Origin of the sequence: Simiaoa sunii, assembly GCF_014337175.1 — a bacterium.
In the GTDB taxonomy this organism is placed as follows: domain Bacteria; phylum Bacillota; class Clostridia; order Lachnospirales; family Lachnospiraceae; genus Acetatifactor; species Acetatifactor intestinalis.
On sequence record NZ_CP060633.1, the window covers coordinates 2,771,294 to 2,797,514 of the forward strand.

27 protein-coding genes and 1 other annotated feature are annotated in these 26,221 nt (G+C 47.9%); of the genes, 10 read left to right on the top strand and 17 right to left on the bottom strand.

Going from position 1 to position 26,221, the window contains the following annotated elements; translation table 11 throughout:
• Positions 1-12 precede the first annotated feature (12 nt).
• Positions 13-324, bottom strand: coding sequence for a hypothetical protein (locus H9Q77_RS12885; RefSeq protein ID WP_118545684.1), 312 nt, complete (start codon positions 322-324; stop codon positions 13-15).
• Positions 325-574: 250 nt separating this feature from the next.
• Here H9Q77_RS12885 and H9Q77_RS12890 point away from each other — a divergent pair, with 250 nt between their 5' ends.
• The 9 genes from H9Q77_RS12890 to H9Q77_RS12930 are packed head-to-tail and all read left to right on the top strand — an operon-like array spanning position 575 to position 6,293.
• The gene (locus H9Q77_RS12890) at positions 575-1,279 is read left to right on the top strand and encodes a GGDEF domain-containing protein (protein WP_118545686.1); all 705 of its coding nucleotides are present in this window, start codon (positions 575-577) and stop codon (positions 1,277-1,279) included.
• Between the two features lie 32 nt (positions 1,280-1,311).
• The gene (locus tag H9Q77_RS12895; protein WP_022153700.1) at positions 1,312-1,875 is read left to right on the top strand and encodes an RNA polymerase sigma factor; all 564 of its coding nucleotides are present in this window, start codon (positions 1,312-1,314) and stop codon (positions 1,873-1,875) included.
• Between the two features lie 6 nt (positions 1,876-1,881).
• Positions 1,882-2,394: a hypothetical protein gene (locus tag H9Q77_RS12900; protein WP_118545688.1), complete on the top strand. Its 513-nt coding sequence runs from the start codon at positions 1,882-1,884 to the stop codon at positions 2,392-2,394.
• A gap of 21 nt (positions 2,395-2,415) precedes the next feature.
• Positions 2,416-3,459 (top strand): transglutaminase-like domain-containing protein, encoded by a 1,044-nt coding sequence (locus H9Q77_RS12905; protein WP_249325811.1) that lies wholly within the window; start codon positions 2,416-2,418, stop codon positions 3,457-3,459.
• A gap of 19 nt (positions 3,460-3,478) precedes the next feature.
• Entirely contained in the window at positions 3,479-4,531 is a 1,053-nt protein-coding gene (locus tag H9Q77_RS12910; protein ID WP_118545692.1) for a type II secretion system F family protein, read from the top strand.
• A 10-nt stretch (positions 4,532-4,541) separates the two neighbouring features.
• On the top strand, positions 4,542-4,880 hold the full coding sequence (locus tag H9Q77_RS12915; protein WP_118545694.1) for a hypothetical protein: 339 nt from the start codon (positions 4,542-4,544) through the stop codon (positions 4,878-4,880).
• Between the two features lie 17 nt (positions 4,881-4,897).
• Positions 4,898-5,401, top strand: a complete 504-nt coding sequence (locus H9Q77_RS12920) for a DUF4860 domain-containing protein (protein ID WP_118545696.1) — start codon at positions 4,898-4,900, stop codon at positions 5,399-5,401.
• A 30-nt stretch (positions 5,402-5,431) separates the two neighbouring features.
• Positions 5,432-5,884, top strand: coding sequence for a type IV pilus modification PilV family protein (locus H9Q77_RS12925; RefSeq protein WP_249325813.1), 453 nt, complete (start codon positions 5,432-5,434; stop codon positions 5,882-5,884).
• Positions 5,877-6,293 (top strand): hypothetical protein, encoded by a 417-nt coding sequence (locus tag H9Q77_RS12930; RefSeq protein ID WP_249325814.1) that lies wholly within the window; start codon positions 5,877-5,879, stop codon positions 6,291-6,293. Before H9Q77_RS12925 ends, H9Q77_RS12930 begins: the two co-directional genes overlap by 8 nt.
• A gap of 65 nt (positions 6,294-6,358) precedes the next feature.
• Here the strand turns inward: H9Q77_RS12930 and rpoC are convergent, their stop codons facing one another.
• From rpoC to rpmG, 9 genes are all read right to left on the bottom strand, one after another.
• A complete protein-coding gene (rpoC, locus tag H9Q77_RS12935; RefSeq protein WP_022153708.1) occupies positions 6,359-10,057 on the bottom strand; it encodes a DNA-directed RNA polymerase subunit beta' in 3,699 nt (1,232 codons plus the stop codon).
• 27 nt (positions 10,058-10,084) lie between these two features.
• A complete protein-coding gene (rpoB, locus tag H9Q77_RS12940; protein ID WP_118550004.1) occupies positions 10,085-14,011 on the bottom strand; it encodes a DNA-directed RNA polymerase subunit beta in 3,927 nt (1,308 codons plus the stop codon).
• Between the two features lie 263 nt (positions 14,012-14,274).
• Positions 14,275-14,646 (bottom strand): 50S ribosomal protein L7/L12, encoded by a 372-nt coding sequence (gene rplL, locus H9Q77_RS12945; RefSeq protein WP_022153710.1) that lies wholly within the window; start codon positions 14,644-14,646, stop codon positions 14,275-14,277.
• 54 nt (positions 14,647-14,700) lie between these two features.
• Positions 14,701-15,237, bottom strand: coding sequence for a 50S ribosomal protein L10 (gene rplJ / locus H9Q77_RS12950; RefSeq protein WP_022153711.1), 537 nt, complete (start codon positions 15,235-15,237; stop codon positions 14,701-14,703).
• A gap of 155 nt (positions 15,238-15,392) precedes the next feature.
• Positions 15,393-15,516: a sequence feature (ribosomal protein L10 leader region), on the bottom strand.
• A 139-nt stretch (positions 15,517-15,655) separates the two neighbouring features.
• Complete coding sequence (rplA, locus tag H9Q77_RS12955; protein ID WP_022153712.1) at positions 15,656-16,345, bottom strand: 50S ribosomal protein L1; 690 nt, start codon at positions 16,343-16,345, stop codon at positions 15,656-15,658.
• A gap of 62 nt (positions 16,346-16,407) precedes the next feature.
• The gene (gene rplK / locus H9Q77_RS12960) at positions 16,408-16,833 is read right to left on the bottom strand and encodes a 50S ribosomal protein L11 (protein ID WP_022153713.1); all 426 of its coding nucleotides are present in this window, start codon (positions 16,831-16,833) and stop codon (positions 16,408-16,410) included.
• A gap of 172 nt (positions 16,834-17,005) precedes the next feature.
• A complete protein-coding gene (gene nusG, locus H9Q77_RS12965) occupies positions 17,006-17,524 on the bottom strand; it encodes a transcription termination/antitermination protein NusG (protein ID WP_022153714.1) in 519 nt (172 codons plus the stop codon).
• Between the two features lie 15 nt (positions 17,525-17,539).
• Positions 17,540-17,743, bottom strand: coding sequence for a preprotein translocase subunit SecE (gene secE, locus H9Q77_RS12970; RefSeq protein ID WP_022153715.1), 204 nt, complete (start codon positions 17,741-17,743; stop codon positions 17,540-17,542).
• A 27-nt stretch (positions 17,744-17,770) separates the two neighbouring features.
• The gene (gene rpmG, locus H9Q77_RS12975) at positions 17,771-17,920 is read right to left on the bottom strand and encodes a 50S ribosomal protein L33 (RefSeq protein ID WP_022153716.1); all 150 of its coding nucleotides are present in this window, start codon (positions 17,918-17,920) and stop codon (positions 17,771-17,773) included.
• Positions 17,921-18,153: 233 nt separating this feature from the next.
• On the opposite strand from rpmG, the gene fliD reads away from it, so the two are divergent.
• The gene (gene fliD / locus H9Q77_RS12980; RefSeq protein WP_118545702.1) at positions 18,154-19,449 is read left to right on the top strand and encodes a flagellar filament capping protein FliD; all 1,296 of its coding nucleotides are present in this window, start codon (positions 18,154-18,156) and stop codon (positions 19,447-19,449) included.
• A 40-nt stretch (positions 19,450-19,489) separates the two neighbouring features.
• Here the strand turns inward: fliD and H9Q77_RS12985 are convergent, their stop codons facing one another.
• The 7 genes from H9Q77_RS12985 to H9Q77_RS13015 form a co-directional block, all read right to left on the bottom strand.
• Positions 19,490-19,840: a transcriptional regulator gene (locus H9Q77_RS12985; protein WP_022153718.1), complete on the bottom strand. Its 351-nt coding sequence runs from the start codon at positions 19,838-19,840 to the stop codon at positions 19,490-19,492.
• 116 nt (positions 19,841-19,956) lie between these two features.
• Positions 19,957-21,867, bottom strand: a complete 1,911-nt coding sequence (locus H9Q77_RS12990) for an NAD(+) synthase (RefSeq protein WP_249325816.1) — start codon at positions 21,865-21,867, stop codon at positions 19,957-19,959.
• A 21-nt stretch (positions 21,868-21,888) separates the two neighbouring features.
• Positions 21,889-22,761: an Hsp33 family molecular chaperone HslO gene (hslO, locus tag H9Q77_RS12995; RefSeq protein WP_118693312.1), complete on the bottom strand. Its 873-nt coding sequence runs from the start codon at positions 22,759-22,761 to the stop codon at positions 21,889-21,891.
• On the bottom strand, positions 22,762-23,592 hold the full coding sequence (locus H9Q77_RS13000) for a class I SAM-dependent DNA methyltransferase (protein ID WP_249325818.1): 831 nt from the start codon (positions 23,590-23,592) through the stop codon (positions 22,762-22,764). It lies immediately after the preceding gene.
• 21 nt (positions 23,593-23,613) lie between these two features.
• Entirely contained in the window at positions 23,614-24,090 is a 477-nt protein-coding gene (locus H9Q77_RS13005; RefSeq protein ID WP_022153722.1) for a COG2426 family protein, read from the bottom strand.
• A gap of 29 nt (positions 24,091-24,119) precedes the next feature.
• Positions 24,120-25,184 (bottom strand): histidinol-phosphate transaminase, encoded by a 1,065-nt coding sequence (gene hisC / locus H9Q77_RS13010; RefSeq protein ID WP_148447211.1) that lies wholly within the window; start codon positions 25,182-25,184, stop codon positions 24,120-24,122.
• Position 25,185: 1 nt separating this feature from the next.
• On the bottom strand, positions 25,186-26,208 hold the full coding sequence (locus H9Q77_RS13015) for a glycosyltransferase family 2 protein (RefSeq protein ID WP_249325820.1): 1,023 nt from the start codon (positions 26,206-26,208) through the stop codon (positions 25,186-25,188).
• Positions 26,209-26,221: the final 13 nt, after the last annotated feature.

Consider the following 26,221-nt stretch of genomic DNA (forward strand, 5'->3'; position numbering starts at 1 on the left):
TTCCTCTCCATTCTATTTTTCAACAATATGTTCAAATAAATACTGCAGCACCTCCGGCGTGAATTTCTTTGCCGAAATAGCTACTTTAAATCCTCCGTCTTCTTGCTCCTCCTGTCTGGTGACATCTGCATACATGATCATCGTATCCGCTACGATTATGATGTCTTTCCCCTTAAGATCAGGAGATCCGGCCGGCATCGTAAAAGCTATGCCCAGTGGGCTGGCATTGCATGTTTCGACAAAAATGCTCTCTCCCGAATCACATACTACGATAACGCTCTTAGCCTGATAGCCAACACGGTCGATCCTCCTTCGTTCTTCCATCGTCTCCTTCTACTCCTTTCTTCCGGAGTTGCCGGTAAAACCGCTCCTTTTGTGTCTTTCTAATTATTAAGACTGTTCGTCTCACAAAAAAAGGTCAAATTTTTAATATTTTTTTATTTTAATTTCTAACAGTCAAAGTTTTTAAAATCAAATTAGTGAACGCCGGCATCGTTATCTTTTTTTCTGACAGACAATATGCTATAATACATTCAAAGAAAATCATGACACTAGCTTTTAAAGGAGCGACCCTATGATACAGAAAAAGAAATTCGTAAAAACCTTCCGTAACACCAAAACCGTGCAGTTAGTCCTTCTGCTTCTGTTGGAAGCTGCGTATGTTCTGGTGCTGACCCTGAACCCGGCGTTGGGCACGAAGCTTTTCGAAGACCGGACCCTGTTTATCTTATGCACACTTTCCTGGATCCTTGCTTTATTTAATCTGATATGGCTGTTATACGATTTTTATAAATTACGCACCTTTGCCGAAGAAAGCCACGCGCTGAACCGTGCGGCTTTCCTGGATCATCTGACCGGCATTCCCAACAGACACGGTCTGGATGTAGTCTTTGAGACCTACGACTCCCCGGAATCTCTGGAGCATGTAGCCTGCTATATGGTCACCATCACCAACTTAAAGGAGATCAATCAGACCATGGGACATGTCGTGGGCGACCAGATGTTGAAGGATTTCTCCGGTATCTTAGAGAGTGTCGGTGATGCCTTCGGTGTGGTGGGACGTAACGGCGGTAACGAATTCTTAATGATCGTCAATCACGGTTCCCATGATACCATGGACTATTTTATCGAAAGTCTGGCGCAGCAGCTGAAGGAATACAACGAGGAACACAGTAATGCGCCCATTCAGATCAAGTACGCATATATTTTAAATGAAGAAGCACATGCGGAGTATTTCTCCACTCTGCTTACAGAGACATACAATAAGCTCCACGCTTAAGGAACCCGTTAACCAAGCAGTGAGACGAACGCATGAAAGACATGAACATTCCTTACATTGCCGGTCTTGTGATCCGTGCCCAGCACAGCGACTCGGATGCCTTCGCGGAATTGTATGCTCTTACCTATAATAAAGTATACAACTACACCAGGCATTATCTGAGAGATGACTTTCTCGCTCAGGACGCTATGCAGGAGGTCTACATACTGGCTCTGAAAAACATTGGAAAACTGAATGATCCCACGGTTTTTATCGCCTGGCTGAACCGCATCTGCTTCCACGTCTGCTATGACATGACTCAGAAGAACCGACCACAGAACGACTGCCAGGTCTTGAGCCAGGAGATTCTGGATATCGTCCAGGATCCCCATCTGGACACCAATCCGGAACTGCACTACCAGCAGAAGGATGAATATTCCCGGCTGGCGGACGCCTTAGAGCAGCTTCCTTTCAATGAGAAGCAGGTCCTGATCATGCGCTACTATAACGACATGAAGCTCGAAGAGATCGCTGCAGCCATGGAGATCAGCCGCAGCAGCGTCAAACGCTATATTGCCTCCGGACAGGATCATTTGAAAGAAAGAATGAAAGGATAACAGATTATGTTTTTTCATAAAAAGAACCGATATGAACTGGACATGACGACTGCCAATAATGCTCTGCAGAATATCCTGTCCACCTGTAACCAGCCGGTCAATACCATTCCTTTTGACAAGCTGGTGCTTCGTAAAAAAGTAAATGCCGCTTCCTATAATCGTCTGATCGTTGCCACAGCGGTGATCTTCGTGCTGACCTTTCTGTCGCCCTTAGTCATCGTTCCGCTCTCCGAATTTAACGAGAAAATGTTTGCCCCCGCTCCCGCGGAGCTTACTCTGGATTATGTGGAGAATAATGTTTTAAGCCTTAAGTTTACCGGAGATAACATTCTCTATGACGAGGCTTTTATGGAGACGCTGTCCGGCGAGATCATTGAACCGCTCTCCGTAGACACCTCCAAGGGTGTGATCAATTTCCCTTTTCTTTCCGAGGAAGCCAATATTTATGTTCCCGTAAAAAACGGTGAGACCCTCCACCTGCTCTTTACTCCCGATAATGTAACGGGCCTGGCACAATAACAACAGGATGTAATGATTTCTATGCGGATACCAAGATCATCTGCGCGGCTGCGCATTTTATTAATTACATATTGTATGGCCATGGGTCTGTGCGCCTGCGGTTCCGCTTCTGACTCTCTGCCTGTGGATGCTTCTGTGACGGGCACTTACGACGACCAGTCCTCCGCAGATCCCGCTTCTGCGGATACCGACACCTCTTCCCCGGAGACTGCTTCCCCGGACACGGAAAACACTTCCCCTGCGGGACCTCTGCGGGATGCCACTCCCGTCTGCCTCGTACCACAGGCCGACGGCACCGCGGTGGTGTCCAATGATGTAGCTGTCATCGATTATTCTCATATGTCCGATGGCTATGTCTGTGCCAATTATACCGGCACCTGTCCCAAAGTCAAACTGCGCATCACCGGTCCCGACACCGTTGTCTATACCTATGATCTGCACGGAGGCGGCTACGAGACGTTTCCTCTCTCCTCGGGCGACGGATATTATGATGTGACGATCTACGAAAATATTTCCGGTACGAACTATGCCACCTGCCTGTATGCGGATCTGGACGTACAGATCCCGGATGAATTCAGTCCTTTTCTCTATCCTAATCAGTACGTGAATTTTACGTCAGACAGCAAAGTCGTTGCCAAGGGGCAGGAACTGGCGGAAGGTGCATCCTCCGATCTGGAGGTGATCACCCGGATCTATGATTATATCACCGGAAATATTACCTACGACTACGATAAGGCTTCCGATCCCCCCACCGGCTATACTTCCGACGTAGATGCCATTTTGGATTCCGGCACCGGTATCTGTCTGGACTATGCCGCCGTTATGGCGAGCATGCTCAGAAGCCAGCGGATCCCTACCAGACTGGAGGTCGGTTACGCGCAGGATGCCTATCACGCCTGGATCAGCGTCTACACCGCCGACACCGGTTGGCTGAACGGCATCATCGAATTCGACGGCAATGTCTGGACCCTGGTGGATCCTACCTTCGGTGCCAACACGGATAACAAGACGCTGAAAAAGTTCATCGGTGACGGCAGCAATTATATCCTTCAGAAAATGTATTAGTGAAAGGGAACAAAACGACATGAAGACCACAGAACAAAAATTACTTTCTAATGAAGAGATCTCTTCTTTCTGTAATCAGGCTGCCATGCTGTTTCAGGCAGGCATTCCTCCGGTGGAGGGCATGGCCATCCTGCAAAGTGATGCACAGTCGCCGGAGGGGAAGGCGATCTTCGACCAGATCCTTACCGTATGCCGACAGGGAGAAAGTTTTCACAAGGCTCTGGAAGCCACGGGAGTATTTCCCGATTACTGTCTGCATATGATCGCTCTGGGCGAGGAATCCGGTAATCTGGATGTCTGCATGAATTCTCTGGCAGATTATTACGAAAAAGAAGATGCCATCGCCAGCAGTATCCGGGATGCCGTAACTTACCCCTTTATTATGATCGCCATGATGGCTGCTGTCATCGTAGTGCTGGTCAGCCGTGTTATGCCGATCTTCGAGCAGGTCTATGTGGAGCTTGGCAGTGAGATGACGGGGTTTGCCGCGTCCCTCTTACGTCTCGGCAATCATCTGAACCGTTATTCCTTTATCTTCGTAAGTATTCTGTGTGTGATACTGCTTCTGTATCTTTTCGCCACCAGAACCCAGGGTGGCAAGCGTACTACCGCGCGTTTTCTGAATTGGTTTCCTCTGACAAGGCGTTTTTATGAGAGTGTGGCCTGCGAGCGTTTTGCAAGCGGTATGGCCCTGACCCTGAGCAGTGGCATGGATACCTACTCCAGTCTGGATATGGTAGCAGCCCTGGTAGGCAATGAGAAAATGAAACAGAAGATTTTAAACTGCAAGGAGGCTATCAGTGCCGGTGCCAATTTTGCGGAAGCATTGACCGGTGCAGGTATTTTCAATCACCTGTATTCCCAGATGGTATCCGTAGGCTTCCGCAGTGGTAACGTAGACGTGGTATTAAAGAAAATAGCAGATCGTTATGAGGAGAATACCAACCGCAGACTGCAATCTATCATTGCCGTTCTGGAACCGACGCTGGTCATCATCCTGTCGGTGATCGTTGGACTCATCCTGTTATCGGTCATCCTTCCTCTTATGGGAATCATGACCAGCATCGGATAGGAGTGATATCATGAATCGTTTTGAGCAAAAAAGCATGTCCTTCGGACGCAAACTGGTCTATCTGCTTCCGATTCTGGCATTTCTGGTATTGTTTGTTCTGTTTTTACAGGGAATTGGATCCGTTAGTGAATCTACTTTGACCAAGCAGCAGGAAAGTCTGGAAACTGCCCTGGGACGCAGCATTTCTCAATGCTATGCCGTAGAAGGCTGTTATCCACCTTCTCTGGAATATCTGGAGCAGCACTACGGTCTGTTGTATGATAAGAACAGTTTTTTCGTCGACTATGATTACTATGGCAGCAACCTTCTTCCGGAAGTCACCGTACTCCGCAGAACCGGCGCTCACTAAAGGAGTTTTCTGACATTATGAACAATAGAAATCAGGAAAAACATTTTATTGTGGATATCTTGTTCGTTCTGGCATTGTTCGGTGTATTCGCCGTCTCCGCGCTGGCGCTCGTTACCATCGGAGCGGATGTATACCAGCACACCGTGGAAGATATGGGTGTCAATTACGAAAGCAGGACTGCCGTGTCCTATATCCTGGAAAAAGTCCGGCAGAATGATACCACGGACAGTATCTCTCTGGCCACGCTGGAAGATACCCCGGCTCTCTGCATGCTTTCACGGATTGAAGATGAGACCTACTGTACCTACCTCTATTTCTACGACGGACATTTAAAAGAGCTCTTTATGCGGGAAGGGACTTCTCTCGGCGGACAGGTTCTGCCTGCCGGTACGGATATCATGGAGCTTAAGGACCTGACATTTTCCTATGTCTCCAATGACCTGATCCGTGCATCCCTGCAAACGGCTTCCGGAGAGTTCCACACCTTTTATATCCATATTCACTGTAATGCCACGGAATAAACACCGGGCAGAAAGGATTCCGAACTTATTATGAAGCATTCCAGATCCAGTTTATTTTTAATGGAAATGATCATAGCGATCCTGTTTTTCTCCCTGGCCAGCGCCGTCTGTATCCAGCTGTTTGCCAAGTCCCATCTGCTGAGCACACAGACAGTAAATCAGAACCATGCTGTCATCCAGGCACAGAATCTGGCGGAATCGTACCTCGCGCTGGAGGGCGACATAAATGCCATGCAGGATCTGTTCTCTCCTTCGGAACAGATCAGCGACGATACACTCCGACTTACTTTTGACAGCTGCTGGGACCTCTGTTCCGCAGAAAATGGCGGCAGCTATCAGGCCGAGCTGGTACATACTCCGGCGGAAGGTACCGGTATCATGGAAGCCCAGATCACCGTGTATGACTTGTCTGCACCGGAGATGCCTATTTATACAATTTCTGTCATGCATCACACCGCAGAGAGGAGGGGGGACCATGAGTAACTCTTCAAAGAAAAAACAATTCGGTATGAATATCGGCTCCGCTTCGATCCTGCTGGTATTCGTGATCCTCTGTCTGGTATCCTTTGCCGTACTGTCTATTGTCAGTGCTAATGCCGACAGCAGGCTCAGCACCCGTGTTTTGGAACGTACTACTGCCTACTATGATGCCTGCAATCAGGCAGAGCAGTCTCTGGCCGGTATGGACAATACGCTGCGTCGCGTCTACGAAGCCTCCGACAGCGAGGATGCGTATTACGGCTCCGTAGGACACGGAAAGTCATATGTGATACCTATTTCCGATCTGCAATCCTTACAGGTTACCATTGAGATCTTATACCCTCTGTCTGCGGATGACACCTTTTACCGGATCACCGCCTGGCAGGTACTGAATACAGAGGACTTACAGTAATTTTCAGCTTAAAAAAGCTCCCCGGGGAATCCCCGGAGAGCTTTTTTATAAGATCTTTTCTTTTTTTACTGGTTATCAGCATCTGTTCCCACTTCCACAGTCTCTGCATCGGTGTTAACATCTGTATTCTCAGCTTCCGGATCTGTTCCGTCACTCAGATTCAGTTCTGCATCATCACCATACATGTCGCCACTGAAATCAATGGTTTCCACATCATCGGTGCTCAGTCTGGTATTACGATATCTCTTCATACCGGTTCCTACAGGGATCAGTTTACCAATGATAACGTTCTCCTTCAGACCGATCAGATTATCAACCTTACCCTTGATAGCAGCCTCTGTCAGTACCTTAGTGGTCTCCTGGAAGGATGCTGCGGACAGGAAGGATTCGGTAGCCAGTGCTGCCTTGGTAATACCAAGGATGATACGCTTGCCTTCTGCAGGCTCTTTACCTTCTGCGGTCAGCTTCTCATTCATTTCTTCGAAATCCAGAACATCTACCAGAGTACCGGGCAGGAATTCGGTGTCTCCGTTATTCTCGATACGGACTTTCTTCAGCATCTGACGTACCAGGACTTCGATATGCTTATCGGCGATATCTACACCCTGTAAACGGTATACACGCTGTACTTCACGCAGCATGTAATCCTGTACGGCACGGATTCCCTTGATCTTCAGCAGATCGTGAGGGTTTACACTACCTTCGGTCAGTTCATCACCGGCCTCTAATACCTGGCCATCCATTACCTTGATACGGGAACCGTAAGGAATCAGGTATGCCTTGGATTCTCCGGTCTCTTCATTGGTAATTACTACTTCACGTTTCTTCTTGGTATCACGGATCTCCGCCTTACCGCCGAACTCAGCGATGATCGCAAGTCCCTTCGGCTTTCTGGCCTCGAACAGCTCCTCGACACGGGGAAGACCCTGTGTGATATCGTCACCTGCGACACCACCACTATGGAAGGTTCTCATGGTCAGCTGGGTACCGGGCTCACCGATAGACTGTGCAGCGATAATACCGACTGCTTCACCTACCTGTACAGCTTCACCGGTTGCCATGTTGGCACCGTAACATTTTGCACAGATACCAACGTGAGAACGGCAGGTCAGGATCGTACGGATCTTCACTTCCTCAATAGGCTCACCCTGTGCATTTACACCTACGCTGAGGATCTTAGCTGCACGGCTGGGGGTGATCATGTGGTTGTGTTTAACGATCATGTTACCGTCTTTATCATAAATATCCTCACAGGAATATCTGCCTGTGATTCTGTCTTTCAGGCCTTCAATGGTCTCTTTACCATCCATGAATGCCTTGACTACCATACCGGGGATCTCTGCCTGACCCTCGCAGCAGTCTACTTCACGGATAGAAAGCTCCTGAGATACATCAACCATTCGTCTGGTCAGATAACCGGAGTCTGCGGTACGCAGTGCGGTATCGGACATACCTTTACGTGCACCATGCGCGGACATGAAGTATTCCAGTACATCCAGACCTTCACGGAAGTTTGATTTGATGGGCAGCTCGATGGTTCTACCTGTGGTATCCGCCATCAGTCCACGCATACCTGCCAGCTGTTTGATCTGCTGACTGGAACCACGCGCACCGGAGTCTGCCATCATGAAGATGTTATTGTATTTATCCAGACCGGACAGCAGTACATCGGTCAGCTCTTTATCGGTCTCGTTCCAGGTCTCTACGACTGCACGATAACGCTCTTCCTCAGTGATCAGACCACGTCTGAAGTTGCTTGCGATCTTGTCTACGGTTGCCTGTGCGGCTGCCAGCATCTCGCCCTTCTTCTCAGGCACAGTCATATCGGAAATGGATACGGTCATAGCGGCTCTGGTAGAGTACTTATAACCGATTGCCTTAACGTCATCCAGTACTTCTGCGGTCTTGGATGCTCCGTGAGTATTGATGACCTTCTCCAGGATCTGCTTCAGCTGCTTCTTTCCTACATGGAAGTCTACTTCCAGCTTCAGGAAGTTCTCGGGATCACTTCTGTCTACAAATCCCAGATCCTGAGGCAGAATCTCATTGAAGATGAAACGTCCCAGTGTAGACTCTACCGTTCCGGTGATCGTCTCACCTGCTGCATTTACCTTGCTCATGCGGACATGAATGCGGGAATGCAGTGTCAGCGCCTGGTTCTCATATGCCAGAATTGCTTCGTTTACGCTCTTGAAATACTTACCTTCACCAATAGAACCGGGTCTCTCCTGGGTCAGATAGTAGATACCGAGTACCATATCCTGGGAAGGAACGGCTACAGGACCACCATCGGAAGGCTTCAGTAAGTTATTGGGAGACAACAGCAGGAAACGACACTCTGCCTGTGCCTCCTGGGACAGAGGAAGATGTACAGCCATCTGGTCTCCGTCGAAATCCGCGTTGAATGCGGTACATACCAGGGGATGCAGTTTGATTGCCTTACCTTCTACCAGGATCGGCTCAAATGCCTGAATACCAAGTCTGTGCAGTGTCGGTGCACGGTTCAGCATAACAGGATGTTCCTTGATCACCTCTTCCAGCACATCCCATACCTGCGTATCCAGTCTCTCTACCAGCTTCTTGGCATTTTTGATATTCTGGCTGATTCCCTTGGCTACCAGCTCTTTCATCACAAAAGGCTTGAACAGTTCAATTGCCATTTCCTTGGGCAGACCACACTGATAAATCTTCAGTTCCGGTCCTACGACGATAACGGAACGTCCGGAATAGTCTACACGTTTACCTAACAGGTTCTGACGGAAACGACCGGTCTTACCCTTTAACATATCGGACAGAGACTTCAGTGCTCTGTTACCGGGGCCGGTAACGGGACGTCCGCGTCTGCCGTTATCGATCAGAGCATCTACTGCTTCCTGCAGCATTCTCTTCTCGTTACGTACGATAATATCGGGAGCACCAAGCTCTAACAGTCTCTTCAGACGGTTATTACGGTTGATGATCCTTCTGTACAGATCATTCAGGTCGGAGGTTGCAAAACGTCCGCCGTCCAGCTGTACCATAGGACGAAGATCGGGAGGGATAACTGGAATAACATCCATGATCATCCATTCGGGCTTATTTCCGGACTCACGGAAAGCTTCCACAACTTCCAGTCTCTTAATGATGCGGGCACGCTTCTGACCGGAGGATTCCTTCAGTCCGGTCTTCAGTTCTGCTGCATCCTTCTCCAGGTCAATAGCCTGCAGCAGCTCTTTGATAGCTTCCGCACCCATGCCTACACGGAACTTGTTGCCCCAGGTCTCTCTTGCATCCTGATATTCCTTCTCAGACAACACTGCCTTGTACTCAAGGTTGGTGGTTCCCGGATCCAGAACAATATAGGAAGCGAAGTACAGAACCTTTTCCAGGATTCTGGGAGACAGATCCAGGATCAGGCCCATACGGCTGGGGATACCTTTGAAGTACCAGATATGGGATACCGGGGCAGCAAGCTCGATATGTCCCATACGCTCTCTACGTACGCTGGCTTTGGTAACTTCTACACCACATCTGTCGCAGACAACGCCCTTATATCTGATCTTCTTATATTTACCGCAATGACATTCCCAGTCTTTGCTGGGTCCGAAGATTCTCTCACAGAACAGACCGTCTCTCTCGGGTTTCAGTGTTCTATAGTTAATTGTCTCCGGCTTTAATACCTCGCCATGGGACCACTCCCGGATTTTCTCCGGGGAAGCTAATCCGATCTTGATGGCATCAAATGTCATAGGCTGATAGGTTGTTTCATTTTTTGTTTCTGACATTAATGGCACTCCCTTCTATACAAAGCATTAAAATTCATCATCACTGCCGTCAAAGCTATCATCGGTGTAATCGTCTTCCACATAGTCGTCTTCGGAATTCACCAGTTCGCCGTTGTCGTCAAACTCCTGTGACTGATAGCCCATCTCGCCAAGGGAACCCTTGTCGTAATCGTCATCATACTTACGATCACCCTCCATCTCATAACGGTAATCGGTATCACCGTAATCGACGGTCTCCATGATCTCGACCTCGGTCTGATCCTCACGCAGCACTCTGACATCCAGACCCAGTGCCTGCAGTTCTTTCAGCAGAACCTTGAAGGACTCGGGAATACCGGGCTCAGGGATATTGTCTCCCTTAATGATTGCTTCGTAAGTCTTAACACGACCAACCACATCATCGGACTTCACTGTCAGGATCTCCTGCAGGGTGTAGGATGCACCATACGCCTCCAGAGCCCATACTTCCATCTCTCCGAAACGCTGGCCACCGAACTGAGCTTTACCACCCAGAGGCTGCTGTGTTACCAGGGAGTACGGTCCGGTAGAACGTGCGTGGATCTTATCGTCTACCAGATGATGCAGTTTCAGGTAATGCATGTGTCCGATGGTTACGGGACCATCGAAGTATTCACCGGTTCTACCGTCACGCAGACGTACCTTACCGTCTCTGGAAATGGGAACACCCTTCCATACACCTCTGTGGTCTCTGTTCTCGGACAGATACTGCATAACTTCAGGGAGAAGCTCCTCACCATGCTTGCTGGTAAAGGTCTCTCCGGACCAGGGCTTACCGTCTGCAGTAGTCTCCTGACCCTTTTCCTTCCACTCTGCACTCTCTGCATCGTCGAAAGGAAGATTTACATAATCGTTGGCAAGATCCAACGTATCCATAATATCTTTCTCGTTTGCACCATCGAAGACAGGGGTTGCCACATTGAAGCCCAGTGCCTTGGCAGCCAGGGAAAGGTGGATCTCCAGGACCTGTCCGATATTCATACGGGAAGGCACGCCCAGAGGATTCAGCACGATGTCCAGAGGACGTCCGTTGGGCAGATAAGGCATATCTTCTACAGGAAGCACGCGGGAAACGACACCCTTGTTACCATGACGGCCTGCCATTTTATCACCAACAGAGATTTTTCTCTTCTGTGCAATGTAAATGCGGACTGCCTGGTTTACTCCGGGTGCCAGCTCATCGCTGTTCTCACGGGTAAATACCTTGGCATCCACTACGATACCATATTCACCATGAGGTACCTTTAAGGAGGTATCTCTTACTTCTCTTGCCTTCTCACCGAAGATGGCACGCAGCAATCTCTCTTCCGCAGTCAGTTCGGTCTCTCCCTTAGGAGTAACTTTACCCACCAGGATATCACCGGCACGAACCTCTGCACCGATACGAATGATACCTCTGTCATCCAGATCCTTCAGTGCATCATCACCGACACCGGGTACATCACGGGTGATCTCTTCCGGTCCAAGCTTGGTGTCACGTGCTTCTGCCTCATACTCCTCAATATGAACGGAAGTATACACATCATCACGTACCAGTCTCTCACTTAACAGAACTGCATCCTCGTAGTTGTAACCTTCCCAGGTCATGAAACCGATCAGAGGGTTCTTACCCAGTGCCAGCTCACCTTCGGAAGTGGAAGGTCCGTCTGCAATGACCTGTCCCTGTGCCACATGATCGCCCTTGAATACGATAGGCTTCTGATTGTAGCAGTTGGACTGGTTACTACGGGAGAATTTGGTCAGATGGATCTCTTCCTTCTCACCGTCATCATAATCAATGCGGATAGTCTTGGAAGATACATAACTGATGGTTCCCGCTTTCTTGGCTACCACGCAGACACCGGAGTCTACTGCTGCCTTTTCTTCCATACCGGTACCTACTACAGGTGCTTCGGTGCTCAGAAGAGGCACGGCCTGACGCTGCATGTTGGATCCCATCAGTGCACGGTTCGCATCGTCGTTCTGCAGGAAAGGAATCAGTGCAGTAGCCACAGAGAATACCATTCTCGGGGATACATCCATGTAATCAAACATTTCCCTGGGATATTCCTGTGTCTCATCCAGATAACGTCCGGAGACGGATTTTCTCACAAAATGTCCTTCTGCATCCAGTGCTTCGTTCGCCTGTGCTACATGGTAATTATCTTCTTCGTCCGCAGTCATATAGACTACTTCGTCGGTAACGCGGGGGTTCTTGGGATCGGACTTGTCGATCTTACGATAAGGAGCCTCTACGAAACCATATTCATTAATTCTTGCATAACTTGCAAGAGAGTTGATCAGACCGATGTTAGGACCTTCGGGAGTCTCGATAGGGCACATTCTTCCGTAATGGGAATAATGTACATCTCGAACTTCGAATCCGGCACGATCTCTGGACAGACCGCCGGGGCCCAGTGCAGACAGACGTCTCTTGTGGGTCAGCTCACCCAAAGGGTTATTCTGATCCATAAACTGAGACAGCTGGGAAGATCCGAAGAATTCCTTCACTGCTGCGGTTACGGGTTTGATATTGATCAGAGACTGGGGAGAGATCTCCTCAGCATCGTGTGTGGTCATACGCTCGCGTACCACTCTCTCCATTCTGGACAGACCGATACGATACTGGTTCTGCAGCAGTTCACCTACCGCACGGATACGTCTGTTGCCCAGATGATCGATATCGTCATCATTGCCCAGACCATACTCCAGATGCATGTTATAGTTAATGGAAGCCAGAATATCTTCCTTGGTAATATGCTTGGGTACCAGTTCATGTACATTCTTCTTGATCGCTTCTGCCAGCTTCTCGGGATCATCGCCGAACTCTTCCAGGATCTGTGCCAGAACCGGATAATATACCAGCTCATGAATACCGAAATCTCTGGGATTGCAATCTACATAATGAGTCAGATCTACCATCAGGTTCGACAGTACCTTTACGTTCTTCTCCTCTGTCTGAATATATACGAAAGGAACGGCGCTGTTCTGAATGGTATCTGCCAGCTCTGCGGTCACCTTGTCTCCTGCGGATGCGATCACTTCACCGGTGGAAGGATCTACCACATCTGCAGCCAGGATCTGATGACGGATACGATTCTTCAGAGCTAACTTCTTATTAAATTTATATCTGCCGACTTTGGCTAAATCATATCTTCTGGGGTCGAAGAACATAGCGTTGATCAGGCTTTCTGCACTTTCAACACTTAAAGGCTCACCGGGACGGATCTTTTTATATAACTCTAACAGACCCTCCTGATAATTCTCAGCAGTGTCCTTGGTAAAGCTTGCCTCGATCTTAGGTTCGTCACCGAAGAGTTCGCGGATCTCGTCATTGGTACCGATGCCCAGTGCACGGATCAATACAGTGATGGGAACCTTACGGGTTCTGTCCACGCGTACATAGAAGACATCGTTGGAATCCGTCTCGTACTCCAGCCATGCTCCACGGTTCGGGATCACGGTACAGGTGAACAGCTTCTTACCGATCTTATCATGTCCGATTCCGTAGTAGATGCCGGGAGAACGAACCAACTGGCTGACGATAACACGTTCCGCGCCGTTGATCACAAAAGTACCGGTCTCAGTCATCAGCGGAAGATCGCCCATGAAAATCTCATGCTCACTGATCTCTTCCTTCTCCTTGTTATAAAGGCGAACCTTAACCTTAAGAGGTGCTGCGAATGTAGCATCTCTCTCTTTACACTCTTCGATAGAATACTTCACGTCGTCTTTGCAGAGTTCAAAATCCACAAATTCCAGACTTAAGGCACCGCTGTAGTCAGCGATCGGAGAGATGTCGTCAAAGACTTCCTTCAAGCCTTCGTCTAAAAACCACTGATAAGAGTCCTTCTGGACCTCGATCAGGTTGGGCATCTCTAAAACCTCTTTTTGTCTTGAATAACTCATACGCATAACCTTGGTACCGGCAATCGGACGTATTCTGTTCTTTTCCATTGACATTTCACCCCGTTCTTTCAGATTTAAAGCCTATTTTGCGTCGGCAACAATGCAGTATATATAAACGTCAATTTTTATGCATGACAAATAAGCATAGCACCGCACAATAGTGCACTATCCATAATAGCACAATGATAAAATAGCGTCAAGGAATTTTTTTGAATATTTTTGAAAAAATGAATAATTTAGAAAATAATAAATAAGAAAGAACCATGCACCGGCAGGTGCCGGCACATGGTCCGTCATATACTGGTTAAAAATTACTTCAGAGTAACCTTTGCGCCAACTTCCTCAAGCTTCTTCTTGATGTCCTCAGCCTCTTCCTTAGAAGCGCCTTCCTTAACAACCTTAGGAGCTCCGTCAACTACGTCCTTAGCTTCCTTCAGGCCCAGACCGGTTACTTCACGAACAACCTTGATAACCTTAACCTTCTCAGCGCCAACCTCGGTCAGCTCTACGTCGAACTCAGTCTTCTCTTCTGCTGCTTCAGCAGGGCCAGCTGCTGCTACAACAACGCCAGCTGCTGCAGATACGCCGAACTCCTCCTCGCAAGCCTTTACGAGATCATTTAACTCTAATACAGATAACTCTTTGATAGCATCGATTAATTCCTGTGCTGTTAATTTAGCCATTTTAATTTCCTCCATTTGAAATATTTTTGATTGATTGTCAATTAGCTGCAATTATTATTCAGCTGCGGGTGCTTCTTCTGCGGGTGCTGCTGCTTCGCAAGCTGCTGCGCCGCCTTTTTCAGCCAGCTGATTCATAACACGTGCAAAATTGGTGATAGGACTCTGTAAGCTGCCAAGCAGTTTGGAGATGAGTACGTCTCTGGAAGGGATGTTAGCGATTGCAGCCATACCCTTAGCATCATAAACAGTACCTTCTACCACACCGGCCTTGATCTCAAGCTTATCAGCAGTCTTAGCGAACTGAGCCAGTACTCTTGCAGGAGCGGTTGCATCCTCGGTAGAGTAAGCCATTGCGCTGGGTCCTTCCAGATACTCGGACAGACCTTCGAACTGTGTACCCTTGAACGCGAAGTTCATCATGGTGTTCTTGTAAACCTTGTAGCTAACTCCTGCCTCACGTAAGCTCTTACGTAACTGGGTATCCTGCTCAACAGTAAGTCCACGGTAGTCTACCAGAACTACAGACTGGGCATCTTTGATACCAGCAGAAATCTCTTCTACTACAGGCTGTTTTAATTCAACTTTTGCCATTTCTTTACCTCCTTATAGATTTTGTGCCGATAAGAAGAATATAAATAGAATCCTGCTCGCAGGATTCTACGCCTGCGGCGAATCGCCTTAGCGATATATTCCACTTCGCCGCAGTGCGATCCTCGCGGAGCGTTTTGCTTTATAGGATAAAATCCTATAAAGTAAAAAAAACTCTCTGTGAAGACACAGAGAGATGATATCATCATACTTATCTCCTCGGCAGGACTTACGCTCGGTCTCCCTTGCACCTGCTGTCTTCGGCATGGTTTTACAACCTCAGTTAGAATAGCATAGGAGACTGTGCTTGTCAAGGATTATTTAGTATTTTTTTGCAAAATGTTTTTTTGCAAAAACCGCCTCACTGTAAGCAGTGAAGCGGCTCTTTAGCATTCGTTATCTAATTAGATTAGAGATCAGATTAGAACTTTGCTACGCTAACCTTAACGCCGGGGCCCATGGTGCTGGTCAGAGTGATGCTTCTCAGATACTGACCCTTTAATGCGCTGGGCTTAGCCTTTACGATAGCGTCCATAAGTGCGTTGAAGTTCTCCTGCAGAGCTTCCTCAGTGAAAGAAGCCTTACCAACAGGAACATGCACGATGTTGGTCTTGTCAAGTCTGTACTCGATCTTACCGGCTTTGATATCGTTAACTGCCTTGGTTACATCCATAGTTACGGTACCAGCCTTAGGGTTAGGCATTAAGCCCTTAGGTCCGAGAACCTTACCCAGACGACCTACAACGCCCATCATATCAGGGGTTGCTACTACAACGTCGAAGTCCAGCCATCCTTCGTTCTGGATCTTCGGGATCAGCTCTTCGCCGCCAACATAATCAGCGCCTGCTGCTTCAGCCTCGTTGATCTTATCGCCTTTTGCGAATACCAGAACTTTTACAGTCTTACCGGTTCCGTTAGGCAGTACAACTGCGCCACGGATCTGCTGCTCAGCGTGACGTCCGTCACAACCGGTTCTGATGTGAACCTCGATGGTCTCATCGAATTTAGCAGTTGCAGTTTTCTTAACCAGAGCGATAGCATCGTTAGGCTCATAGAATGTAGCGCGATCTACCAGCTTGGCAGCTTCGGTATATTTCTTACCATGTTTCATTATTTTACCTCCTAGGTTCCAGCGGCAATCTCATTGTCGATTGCCTCCCAAATATTTATAAGTTACTCCTCAACAACAATACCCATGCTGCGTGCAGTACCAGCGATCATGCTCATAGCTGCTTCCAGGCTTGCTGCATTCAGATCCGGCATCTTCATCTCAGCGATCTCCTGAAGCTTAGCCTTGGAAATGGTAGCTACCTTGGTCTTGTTGGGAACGCCGGAACCGGACTTGATGTTGCAGGCTTTCTTTAACAGTACTGCTGCAGGGGGAGTCTTTGTAACGAAACTAAAGCTTCTGTCTGCATATACAGTAATAACTACGGGAATGATAAGATCTCCCTTGTCTGCTGTTCTTGCGTTGAACTGCTTTGTAAATTCAACGATGTTCACCCCGTGCTGTCCAAGTGCAGGACCAACAGGGGGAGCCGGTGTTGCTTTGCCGGCAGGGATCTGTAACTTGATATATCCTTCTACTTTCTTTGCCATTGTGGCACCTCCTATAATGTGGTAATTCGGCGCAGGCTGCCTTGTTGCTTGCCTCCTGCTCCCACTGGAACGTTGCCGTTCCTTTTGTGCTGCCTCTCTCAGGCCCTTGCGGATCCGAGAGTTTATATTTTATTCCGGAAATCTCCGGAAGAAAATATCTTTGTAAGCTTCATTAAAGCTTTCTGACCTCTGCAAAGCTGATTTCCACAGGGGTCTCTCTTCCAAACAGTTCTACATTGATCGTAGCTGTCTGTTTGCCATAGTCCAGTTTCTGCACCACGCCGACAGTATCTTTCCATACTCCGGCCACAACAGCAATGCTGTCGCCCTCGCCAAAGTCGATCGATACATTTTCGGTCTTAATGCCCAAAGGCTTCATCTCAGCTTCTGTAAGAGGTACAGGTTTACTTCCGGGACCTACGAATCCGGTCACGCCACGGGTATTACGAACGACATACCAGGTATCATCGTTCATTTCCATATTAAGAAGTACGTATCCGGGGAACATCTTCTTGGATACCGTCTTGCGGGCTCCGTCCTTCAGTTCCACCACATCCTGCATAGGGACTCTTACTTCAAGAATCTGTTCTGCCAGATTCTTGTTGTTCTCTATGGTCTTCTCGATATTGGCTTTGACCTTGTTCTCATATCCTGAATAGGTATGGACTACATACCATTTTGCCTCTGCCATACAATCACCCTCGCTCTATAATGATGTTAAGAAGTTTACGCCGTACTGAATAAAATAATCCAGCACCGCAATAATCACACCAACTACAACTGAAATTGCAACAACCGCTACGGATTGCTTCAATGTGGATTGTCTGTCCGGCCATGAAATTTTCTTAAATTCAGCTTTTGCGCCTTTGAAGAAACTGGGGCGCTTCTGTTTTTCTGCGGAATCTCCCATTTCGACCTCCCATGCTAGAACGGCTGATTATTTGGTTTCTTTGTGCAATGTATGTGTTTTGCAGAATCTACAATACTTCTTGGTTTCCATTCTATCAGGATGAGTCTTCTTATCCTTGGTAGTATTGTAGTTACGCTGCTTGCACTCGGTACATGCTAAAGTAATTTTTGTACGCATTTTTCTACCTCCACGTGTTTTCTGATCTCTAAATTTAAGCATAAAAAAAAGACCTAAATCTCATCTCGCTTGGATACTATAACATAATCCTCGGCTTTCGTCAACTGTTTTCCCGAAAATCCAGCTGTTTTTCTTGTTTCTTCTTATTATATATGCTATAATAGCCTCATAAAAGTGGATGACTGTATTTTTTTATAAAATATCCTTGATCACGGAGGAGAAAGGAGATATCTATGGGTGCTGTTCTCAACACGGTATACAACAACTATCTGGCAGCATATTCTCCCAGACAGCTGACGAAGTATGACACACATAAAAAAAGCGAACTCCGCAGCGTATATAATTCCATTGTAAAACTGAACAAAGATGCTCCCTGGTATCTTCCGACCACCAACAAGGACACACAGCACTATGCCGTATCTCTGAAGGAAAATGCCCGTGAGCTTCATAACGCGATCGCACAGCTCGGCGGTCTGGAGCAGGACAGCATGTTCCGTAAAAAAAGTGCTTATTCCACAGACACCGAAGTAGCAGAAGCAGCCTACATCGGTTCCGACGCTTTGACAAGTACTTCTCCGGAATTTGATCTTGAGGTAAAAGAACTGGCTACCCCGCAGGAGAACCTGGGATATTTTCTCCCGGATCTGGCTACCACGCTTTCCCCTGCGACCTACTCCTTTGATATTTCCATCAACGATATGAACTATGAATTCCAGTTCAATATCAACGAAGGAGATACGAACCGCCAGATCATGGATCGTCTCTCACGGCTGATCAACAATGCGGATATCGGTATCCAGGCAAATGTTGCAGAATCCGATTCCCGTTACGCGCTCCGGCTGACCTCTGATGCTACCGGTGTACCAGCCAACAAGGCATATCATTTCCGTGTAAGTGACGATCACACCAGCAAAGCCTCCGGTGTCGTAGGCAATATGGGGTTGAATTATATCAGCCATCCTGCCGGCAATGCATGCTTCCTGATCAATGGTGAAGAGCGTTCTTCTTCCTCCAACCATTTCACGGTTGGCAAGCTGTTCGATGTACAGATCAAAGCCGTAAGTTCCGAAGATAAGCCGGTGCATATCGGTCTGAAGACAGACACCGAATCCATTACTGACAATATCAACCAGCTGATCGGCAGCTACAATAGCTTCATCCGGTCTGCAGCTTCTTATCTGGAGACCCAGTCCAGAAGCAGACAGCTGGTCCGTGAATTTTCATCAATTGCTTCCCATTACGGCACTTCTCTGGAAAATATGGGAATGCACCTGCAGGATGACGGTATTCTCTCTGTCAACGATGAAAAATTACAGCAGGCAGCGGCATCAGCGGGAAATGATCTATCATCTTTCAGCGTATTGAAGGATTTCAGCAGTTCCCTGTTGCGTAAGAGCGATCAGGTCTCCCTGAACCCTATGGATTATGTAGACAAAAAAATAGTGGCCTACAAAAATCCCGGTCACAATTTTGTCAGTCCCTACACCACCAGTGCTTACAGCGGCATGATGTTTAACAGCTACTGCTGATCCCTTCACAGATCAAAGCAGTAGCTGTTTTTGTTTGTCTTTATTTTGTTTTTTTCGCCTTGGCCTTATACTTATCGATCTGTACAAAATCGTCCATCAGTTCCAGGATCTTATCACGTCCCGTCTGATTCAGCTTCACATAATTCTGCATAACACGATTTTCCAAAAGCTGTGCCCCCAGAGATGCATCTCTCTCCAGAGAGGAAAAATCCACAGGATTCAGGCTCAGCTTGTCGCACATTTTGATCACTGTTCCGTACGCCATCCCTTCAATACCGCGCTCAAGAGCTGTTACCAGTGTACTGTAAGGAATATTCATCTCCATCGCAAACTGTCTGACACTGCGATACTGTCTTAATATTTCTTTCTTTAAAATCTCCGCCTTAGTCATATTTATTCCTCCGCATATCCTCCATAATTGGTACAGCTATAATATACGATTTTGCGTTTTCCATTTCAAGTTAAAAACAGAAAATTAAGAATTTCGACGAAATTTTAACAATATTTTTATATTTTCTCCAGTTGCTCCAGCCAGATCCGGGCGCAGGCGTCAGACGGCATCCGCAGGTCTCCTCTGGGCGACAATGCCACGCTTCCCACCTTGGGGCCGTCCGGCAGACAGGACCGTTTAAATTGCTGGGCAAAGAATCTTCGGTAGAAATTTATCAACCATTTTTTAATGATTTCGTCACTGTATCTTCCCGAAAATGTATCTTTTGCAATCCTGTAGATCTTATCCGGAGCATATCCGCAGCGAAGCATATAATATAAGAAGAAATCATGCAGTTCGTAAGGCCCTACCAGATCTTCCGTCTTCTGTGCAATGTTTCCTTCCACCGGCGGGAGCAGCTCCGGACTGACCGGGGTATCCAACACATCCTTCAATACTGCCGTAAGTTCCCTGTTTTCACAGGTATCCGCATAATAGTCCACCAGATGTCGCACCAGTGTCTTTGGTACACCAGCATTGACGCCATACATGGACATATGGTCTCCGTTGTAGGTGGCCCAGCCCAGTGCCAGTTCCGACATATCCCCTGTACCGATGACCAGTGCATTTTCCTTGTTTGCGATGTCCATCAGCACCTGCGTGCGTTCCCTGGCCTGCCCATTTTCATAGGTAACATCATGGCATTCCATATCCTGCCCGATATCGGCAAAATGTCTGGTCACAGATTCTCTGATATCCACTTCCCGCAGGGTTACACCCAGAGTCTTCGCCAACAGGCAGGCATTTTCATACGTCCGGTCCGTTGTTCCGAAGCAGGGCATGGTCACTGCTATAATTCCTTTTCTGGAAAGTTGCAGCAGGTCAAAGGTACGCACCGTCACCAGCAGTGCCAATGTGGAATCCAATCCTCCGGAGATTCCGAGGACCGCCGTTTTTAATCCGGTATGCGCATACCGTTTCTTCAGTCCGTATGCCTGAATGGACAAAATATCCTCGCACCGTCTGTTTCGAAGTGCAGGATCCTCCGGCACAAAAGGATGTGCGGCAAATTTGCGATCCAACCGGGTCTGTGCAAGCTTTACGGAAAAAGGGACCACGCGGTAATCTTTCTCCGGCTTCTGTCCGAACGTTCCCATTCTTCTGCGTTCATTCACAATTCGAAGCACATCCAGATCCGCATATACAATTCCGGAAGAGAATCGGGATGACTGTACAAGCAGCGTACCATTCTCCACGATCAGGTCATGTCCTCCGAATACCAGATCCTGGGTGGATTCTCCCTCTCCTGCGGAAGTATAGATATATCCGCACAGGAGTCTTGCGCTGGCAGATTTTACCAACAACATGCGATAGTCATCTTTGGAGACGGTCTCATTGGATGCAGAGAGGTTTGCGATCACCGTGGCTCCCGCAAGTGCATGAGATGTGGAAGGAGGTTCCGCCACCCACAGATCCTCGCAGATTTCACAGCCGATCACCAGTTCCGGAAGTTCTGTGCAGCGAAACAGAAGGTTTATTCCAAAGGGGATTTTCCGCCCGGATAATTGATATTCCGTTACGGTCTCCTCCCCGGGAGTGAAATGTCTTCCCTCATAAAATTCTCCGTAGGAAGGAATGTTTTTCTTCGGGATCATTCCCAGGATATCTCCGTGATGTAATACCGCCGCAACATTGTATAACCGGCCGTCTTTCTCTATCGGAAGTCCCACCAGTATCACGGCATCCATTTTTGCAGTCTGCGCCGTGATCCGAAGCAATGCTTCCTTTGCCTCTTCCAACAACAGGTTCTGAAGAAACAGATCCCCACAGGTATACCCCGTGATACACAGTTCCGGAAATACCACTATTTTTGCTCCATGAGAGACCGCTTCCTCCATCTGTTCACAGATCACCTGTGCATTATAAACCGGATCCGCCACCCGGATCGCCGGTGTGGCGGATGCTGCTTTGACAAATCCCTGTTTCATAGGCTTCCTCGCTTTACAGAATCAATCCTGAATCATTTCCTTTAATTCATCCACGGTAAAGTTATAGTTTTTATTACAAAAATGGCAATTCACTTCTATCTCTTTGCCATCATCGATCATAGACTGCAATTCTTCTCTTCCGATACTGATCAGAGCTTTTCTCACACGGTCTTTGCTGCAGTTACAGGAAAATTCCACCGGAAGTGTATCCGTAACTTCCAGATCCATTCCCTCCAGCAGAACACCCAGCATTTCCTCCGGTGTCTTGCCGGCATCCAGCATTGTGGTGACGGAAGCAAGATTTTTGATGTTCTCCTCCAGCTTACTGATCGTCTCCTCCTCTGCAAAAGGCATCAACTGCACAATAAAACCGCCGGCCTGTCTTACGGTATTATCTCTGTTCATCAACACTCCCAGTCCCACAACAGAGGGAACCTGCTCAGATACTGCAAAATAATAAGTCAGATCCTCTGCGATCTCACCGGTCTGAAGATCCGTCTGTCCCACATAAGGGTCTTTCAGTCCCATATCGCGGATCACGCTCAAGATACCGGCGCCCACTGCACCGCCCACATCCAGTTTGCCCTGGGCATTGGCAGGCAGGATCACATCCGGCACATTGGCATACCCCTTCACATGTCCGTTCCTATCCGCAGTCACCGTCAGTCCGCCGATAGGACCGTCTCCTTTGATCTGCAGGGTGATCAGTTCATCGTCTCCCTTCAGCATACTGCCCATCATAACCCCGGCACTGAGAAGTCTTCCCAACGCTGCTGTAACCACGGGGCTTGTATTATGTGCCGCCCGTGCAGTCTCCACTGTCTCTCTTGTAGTGCATGCGAATGCCCGGATCTGTGCATTCGCTGCAGTTGCACGTACCATATAATCCTTCATTTATTTCACGTACCTTTCTGTCGGCAGCTCCTTTTGCTGCTCTTTTGCTACAATATATACTCTCTCGCTGGTCACCGTTGCTGCCTCTCCGGTATCGGAATCCATGATTTCGAGAACTTTAAGTCCGGCCTGTTCCAACAGCGCCCTCATCTGTTCCGCAGTATATCCACGTTGCAAATGTGTCTCAGTGAATCTGCGGAAAATATCTTCCTCTTCCTGCACGAAAATGGTGAGATCATACTCATTGATCTCCTCTTCGGGATCGTAATAATTCTCCCAGATAAAACTGCAATCCTCTCTGTTCTCCGCAATAGTGGTATTACCGATGACTTCCCGGTATTTGTAGGCGGTATTAAAATCAAAGATAAATACCCCGCCGGGATAGAGATAATTGTTCACCAGCCGGAATACCTGCAAAAGTTCCTCTTCTTCCAAAATATAATTGACGGAATCACAGACGCTGATCACCGTACCCACGGTAGAATACAGATCCAGCTCCCGCATATCCTGATGCAGATAAAGGATCTCCGAACCACTCTCCGCTTTTTTATCCATGGCAATATTCAGCATTTCTTCAGAATTATCCACGCCGATGCAGTCATAGCCTTTTTGATACAGCATTTCCGTCAACGTACCTGTGCCGCAGCCCAGATCCACCACCAGATTACGCTCGGAATCCAGAATTTCCTCCGCATCCCGCTCCGGCTTCGACACTCCATAGGCTGCGATCAGCCGGTCCAGACGTTCGCACCACATTTCATAAGGGGTATTGTCCATCAGTTCATCATATACTCTTGCAAAATCGGTATAAATCTCTTCTGTGTTTTCCATAGCTACAGCATCTCCGTTTTCTTAAAAAATAGTCCCAAGTGCCCCGAACACTCCCATGCTGAGCAGTCCCATGATCACACCTGCCAGTACTACTCCCAACATCACGGCAATCACGCTGGACTTAAAGTCCATGTCTAACAGACTGGCTGCCAGAGTTCCGGTCCATGCACCGGTTCCGGGAAGCGGAATTCCCACAAACAGAAGCAGTGCCACGAACAGACCTCTTCCGGCCTTCTCCTGCAGCTTCTGTCCACCCTTGTGGCCTTTTTCCAGACAAAAAGTAAAGAACTTACCGATGACAGGCTTGTCTGCACCCCACTCCAATACTTTTCTCGCAAAAAAGAAAATAAACGGCACAGGAAGCATATTGCCCAGGATGCATACAATATAGCTGGGAAGCAGCGGCAGATTCATTCCCACCGCAATGGGAACAGCGCCTCGAAGTTCAATCAACGGAACCATAGATACCAGAAAAATGATCAAATACTTTTTTAACATGTGTTTACTCCAATTCTTTTATTTTTTAATTATACCCGCTTTTCCAGATATTCTTTCAGAAAAGCGATCAGACGGTCCATTTCCTCATCCGTACCGACCGAGATACGCAGGGAGTTGGAAATGCGGGGTTTGTTCCAGTGTCTGACATAAATATCCGCCTCTCGAAGTGCCCGGAACAATTCTTCTGCCGGAACTTCCTTATGAGAAGCAAAGATAAAGTTTGCCTTGGAATCCGGGAAAGTAAATCCCAGGCTCGTCAGTTCCTTTTTCACCCGCTCTCTCGTAGCTATAATTTTAGCCGTGGTTGCTTTAAAATAAGTATCATCCTTCACTGCTTCCACGCCCATTACCTGCGAAGGCAGGTTCATGGTGTAGGAGTTAAAGGAAAACTTTACGTCATTCAGATAGTGGATCAGTTTCTCATTGCCGATGCAGAAACCGATACGCATTCCCGCCATAGCTCTGGACTTGGAAAACGTCTGAACGACCAACAGATTTTCGTATTTTTTAAGTAACGGCAGTGCACTTTTGCCACCGAAATCCACATAAGCCTCGTCCACGATCACTACCACATCCGGATTTGCCTGCAGGATCTCCTCAACTGTTTCAAGAGATTCCTCCACGCCGGTAGGAGCGTTGGGATTCGGGAAGATGACACCGCCGTTAGGCTGTTTATAATCTTCCGGATGGATATGCCAGTTTTCATCCAGTGCACAGGTGCGATATGGGATCCGGTACAGATCTGCCCATACATCATAAAAGGAATAGGTGACGTCCGGGAACAGAATCGGCTTACCACTGTTAAAAAAAGTCATAAAGGCCATAGACAATACATCGTCCGAACCGACTCCCACGAATACCTGCTCCGGTTTTACATCATAATATGCTGCCAGGGCATCCACCAGTGGCTGGGCATTTGAATCCGGATATAATCTGAGTGCTGCACTCTCCATATTTTCCGCCGCTTTTCGCACCCCGGGTGCGGGAGGATACGGGCATTCATTTGTATTTAATTTAATCATATTGGGCCGGTTCGGCTGTTCCCCTGCCACATAAGGAACTACCTTACGTACATTTTCTTCCCATTTCATAATTTCACTCCTCATTCCTGCTATTCAACTCTTCCCGATAGCTTGCTGCCTGTTCCGAAAGTCCCAGGCGATCATAGCATCGGACCAGTCCCTCCAGCGGTTCTGCCCCGGAAGTCCTTAGTGCCAGTACCGGCTGCGTTTCATATACCGCATTGTAGTACCAGATGACCGCTTCCTCCAAGTCCCCGGATGTCTCGTAGAAATGCCCCAATTCGCAGCAGATCTCCGAGCAGCCGTCTCCGGCGATCACCTTCGAGGTGTATTTGAAAAAGCTCACCGCATCTCCCCGCAGTCTTGCCGCTTTTGCTGCCACACAACAGCCTTCCGTGATCTCATCTCCGCTTCTGTCCGGAGAAGCCACCTGCATCTGAAAATAGTTCTCTGCCTTCAGGAAATCCCTGTCCGCTCCACCCAGGAACAATTCTCTTGCATACATTCCATACAACCTTCTGGAAAGCTGTCTTCCTGCTGCGATCTGTTTACGGAAATTGGCAATATCCCTGCCTGCATGATTCTGCTCCGGCATATGGGTGATCACAATATCACTGTCATAGACAACCGGTTCCAGCCGGACCATTTCATGAATTGGTTCTTCCCATATAAAATTTCTCAGTCTCTTAAACAGCTTCGGCCGGTATTCTTCATCAAAATTATAAACCGTACCGTTATGCAGCTGGTTGCCGTATTTCATCTGTACAATTTCAATTTCGGGAAGAAGCGTTTCTTTTAACGCCTGAAACCTTACCCGGTTCTCTTCCGAGAGAACCTCATCCGCATCTGCGGAATAAATATACTCACAAGTTGCCTTGGAAAAAGCAAAATTCCTCGCTGCACTGAAATCATCGATCCATGTAAAATCATAAACCCGATCCGTGTATGTCTGTGCGATCCGTCTGGTCGCATCCGCAGAGCCTGTATCCACGATGACGATCTCATCCACCAGATCTTTTACGCTGTCCAGACATCTTGTCAGGATCCGTTCTTCATTTTTCACGATCATGCATAAAGAAATTGTGACCATCTGCATTCACCGTTCCTTT

Excerpts from the sequence above, each read along its gene's own strand:
- H9Q77_RS12990 (WP_249325816.1), bottom strand. The coding sequence starts at position 21,867 with ATGAAACAGGGATTTGTCAAAGCAGCATCCGCCACACCGGCGATCCGG.
- H9Q77_RS13005 (WP_022153722.1), bottom strand. The coding sequence starts at position 24,090 with ATGTTAAAAAAGTATTTGATCATTTTTCTGGTATCTATGGTTCCGTTG.
- rplK (WP_022153713.1), bottom strand. The coding sequence starts at position 16,833 with ATGGCAAAGAAAGTAGAAGGATATATCAAGTTACAGATCCCTGCCGGC.
- rpoB (WP_118550004.1), bottom strand. The coding sequence starts at position 14,011 with ATGGAAAAGAACAGAATACGTCCGATTGCCGGTACCAAGGTTATGCGT.
- hslO (WP_118693312.1), bottom strand. The coding sequence starts at position 22,761 with ATGAAGGATTATATGGTACGTGCAACTGCAGCGAATGCACAGATCCGG.
- rpoC (WP_022153708.1), bottom strand. The coding sequence starts at position 10,057 with ATGTCAGAAACAAAAAATGAAACAACCTATCAGCCTATGACATTTGAT.
- H9Q77_RS12890 (WP_118545686.1), top strand. The coding sequence starts at position 575 with ATGATACAGAAAAAGAAATTCGTAAAAACCTTCCGTAACACCAAAACC.
- H9Q77_RS12900 (WP_118545688.1), top strand. The coding sequence starts at position 1,882 with ATGTTTTTTCATAAAAAGAACCGATATGAACTGGACATGACGACTGCC.
- H9Q77_RS12920 (WP_118545696.1), top strand. The coding sequence starts at position 4,898 with ATGAACAATAGAAATCAGGAAAAACATTTTATTGTGGATATCTTGTTC.
- H9Q77_RS12895 (WP_022153700.1), top strand. The coding sequence starts at position 1,312 with ATGAAAGACATGAACATTCCTTACATTGCCGGTCTTGTGATCCGTGCC.
- H9Q77_RS13000 (WP_249325818.1), bottom strand. The coding sequence starts at position 23,592 with ATGGAAAACACAGAAGAGATTTATACCGATTTTGCAAGAGTATATGAT.
- H9Q77_RS12885 (WP_118545684.1), bottom strand. The coding sequence starts at position 324 with ATGGAAGAACGAAGGAGGATCGACCGTGTTGGCTATCAGGCTAAGAGC.
- nusG (WP_022153714.1), bottom strand. The coding sequence starts at position 17,524 with ATGGCAGAGGCAAAATGGTATGTAGTCCATACCTATTCAGGATATGAG.
- H9Q77_RS12985 (WP_022153718.1), bottom strand. The coding sequence starts at position 19,840 with ATGACTAAGGCGGAGATTTTAAAGAAAGAAATATTAAGACAGTATCGC.
- H9Q77_RS12930 (WP_249325814.1), top strand. The coding sequence starts at position 5,877 with ATGAGTAACTCTTCAAAGAAAAAACAATTCGGTATGAATATCGGCTCC.
- H9Q77_RS12905 (WP_249325811.1), top strand. The coding sequence starts at position 2,416 with ATGCGGATACCAAGATCATCTGCGCGGCTGCGCATTTTATTAATTACA.
- H9Q77_RS12915 (WP_118545694.1), top strand. The coding sequence starts at position 4,542 with ATGAATCGTTTTGAGCAAAAAAGCATGTCCTTCGGACGCAAACTGGTC.
- H9Q77_RS13015 (WP_249325820.1), bottom strand. The coding sequence starts at position 26,208 with ATGCAGATGGTCACAATTTCTTTATGCATGATCGTGAAAAATGAAGAA.
- fliD (WP_118545702.1), top strand. The coding sequence starts at position 18,154 with ATGGGTGCTGTTCTCAACACGGTATACAACAACTATCTGGCAGCATAT.
- H9Q77_RS12925 (WP_249325813.1), top strand. The coding sequence starts at position 5,432 with ATGAAGCATTCCAGATCCAGTTTATTTTTAATGGAAATGATCATAGCG.
- rplA (WP_022153712.1), bottom strand. The coding sequence starts at position 16,345 with ATGAAACATGGTAAGAAATATACCGAAGCTGCCAAGCTGGTAGATCGC.
- secE (WP_022153715.1), bottom strand. The coding sequence starts at position 17,743 with ATGGGAGATTCCGCAGAAAAACAGAAGCGCCCCAGTTTCTTCAAAGGC.
- rpmG (WP_022153716.1), bottom strand. The coding sequence starts at position 17,920 with ATGCGTACAAAAATTACTTTAGCATGTACCGAGTGCAAGCAGCGTAAC.
- H9Q77_RS12910 (WP_118545692.1), top strand. The coding sequence starts at position 3,479 with ATGAAGACCACAGAACAAAAATTACTTTCTAATGAAGAGATCTCTTCT.
- rplL (WP_022153710.1), bottom strand. The coding sequence starts at position 14,646 with ATGGCTAAATTAACAGCACAGGAATTAATCGATGCTATCAAAGAGTTA.
- rplJ (WP_022153711.1), bottom strand. The coding sequence starts at position 15,237 with ATGGCAAAAGTTGAATTAAAACAGCCTGTAGTAGAAGAGATTTCTGCT.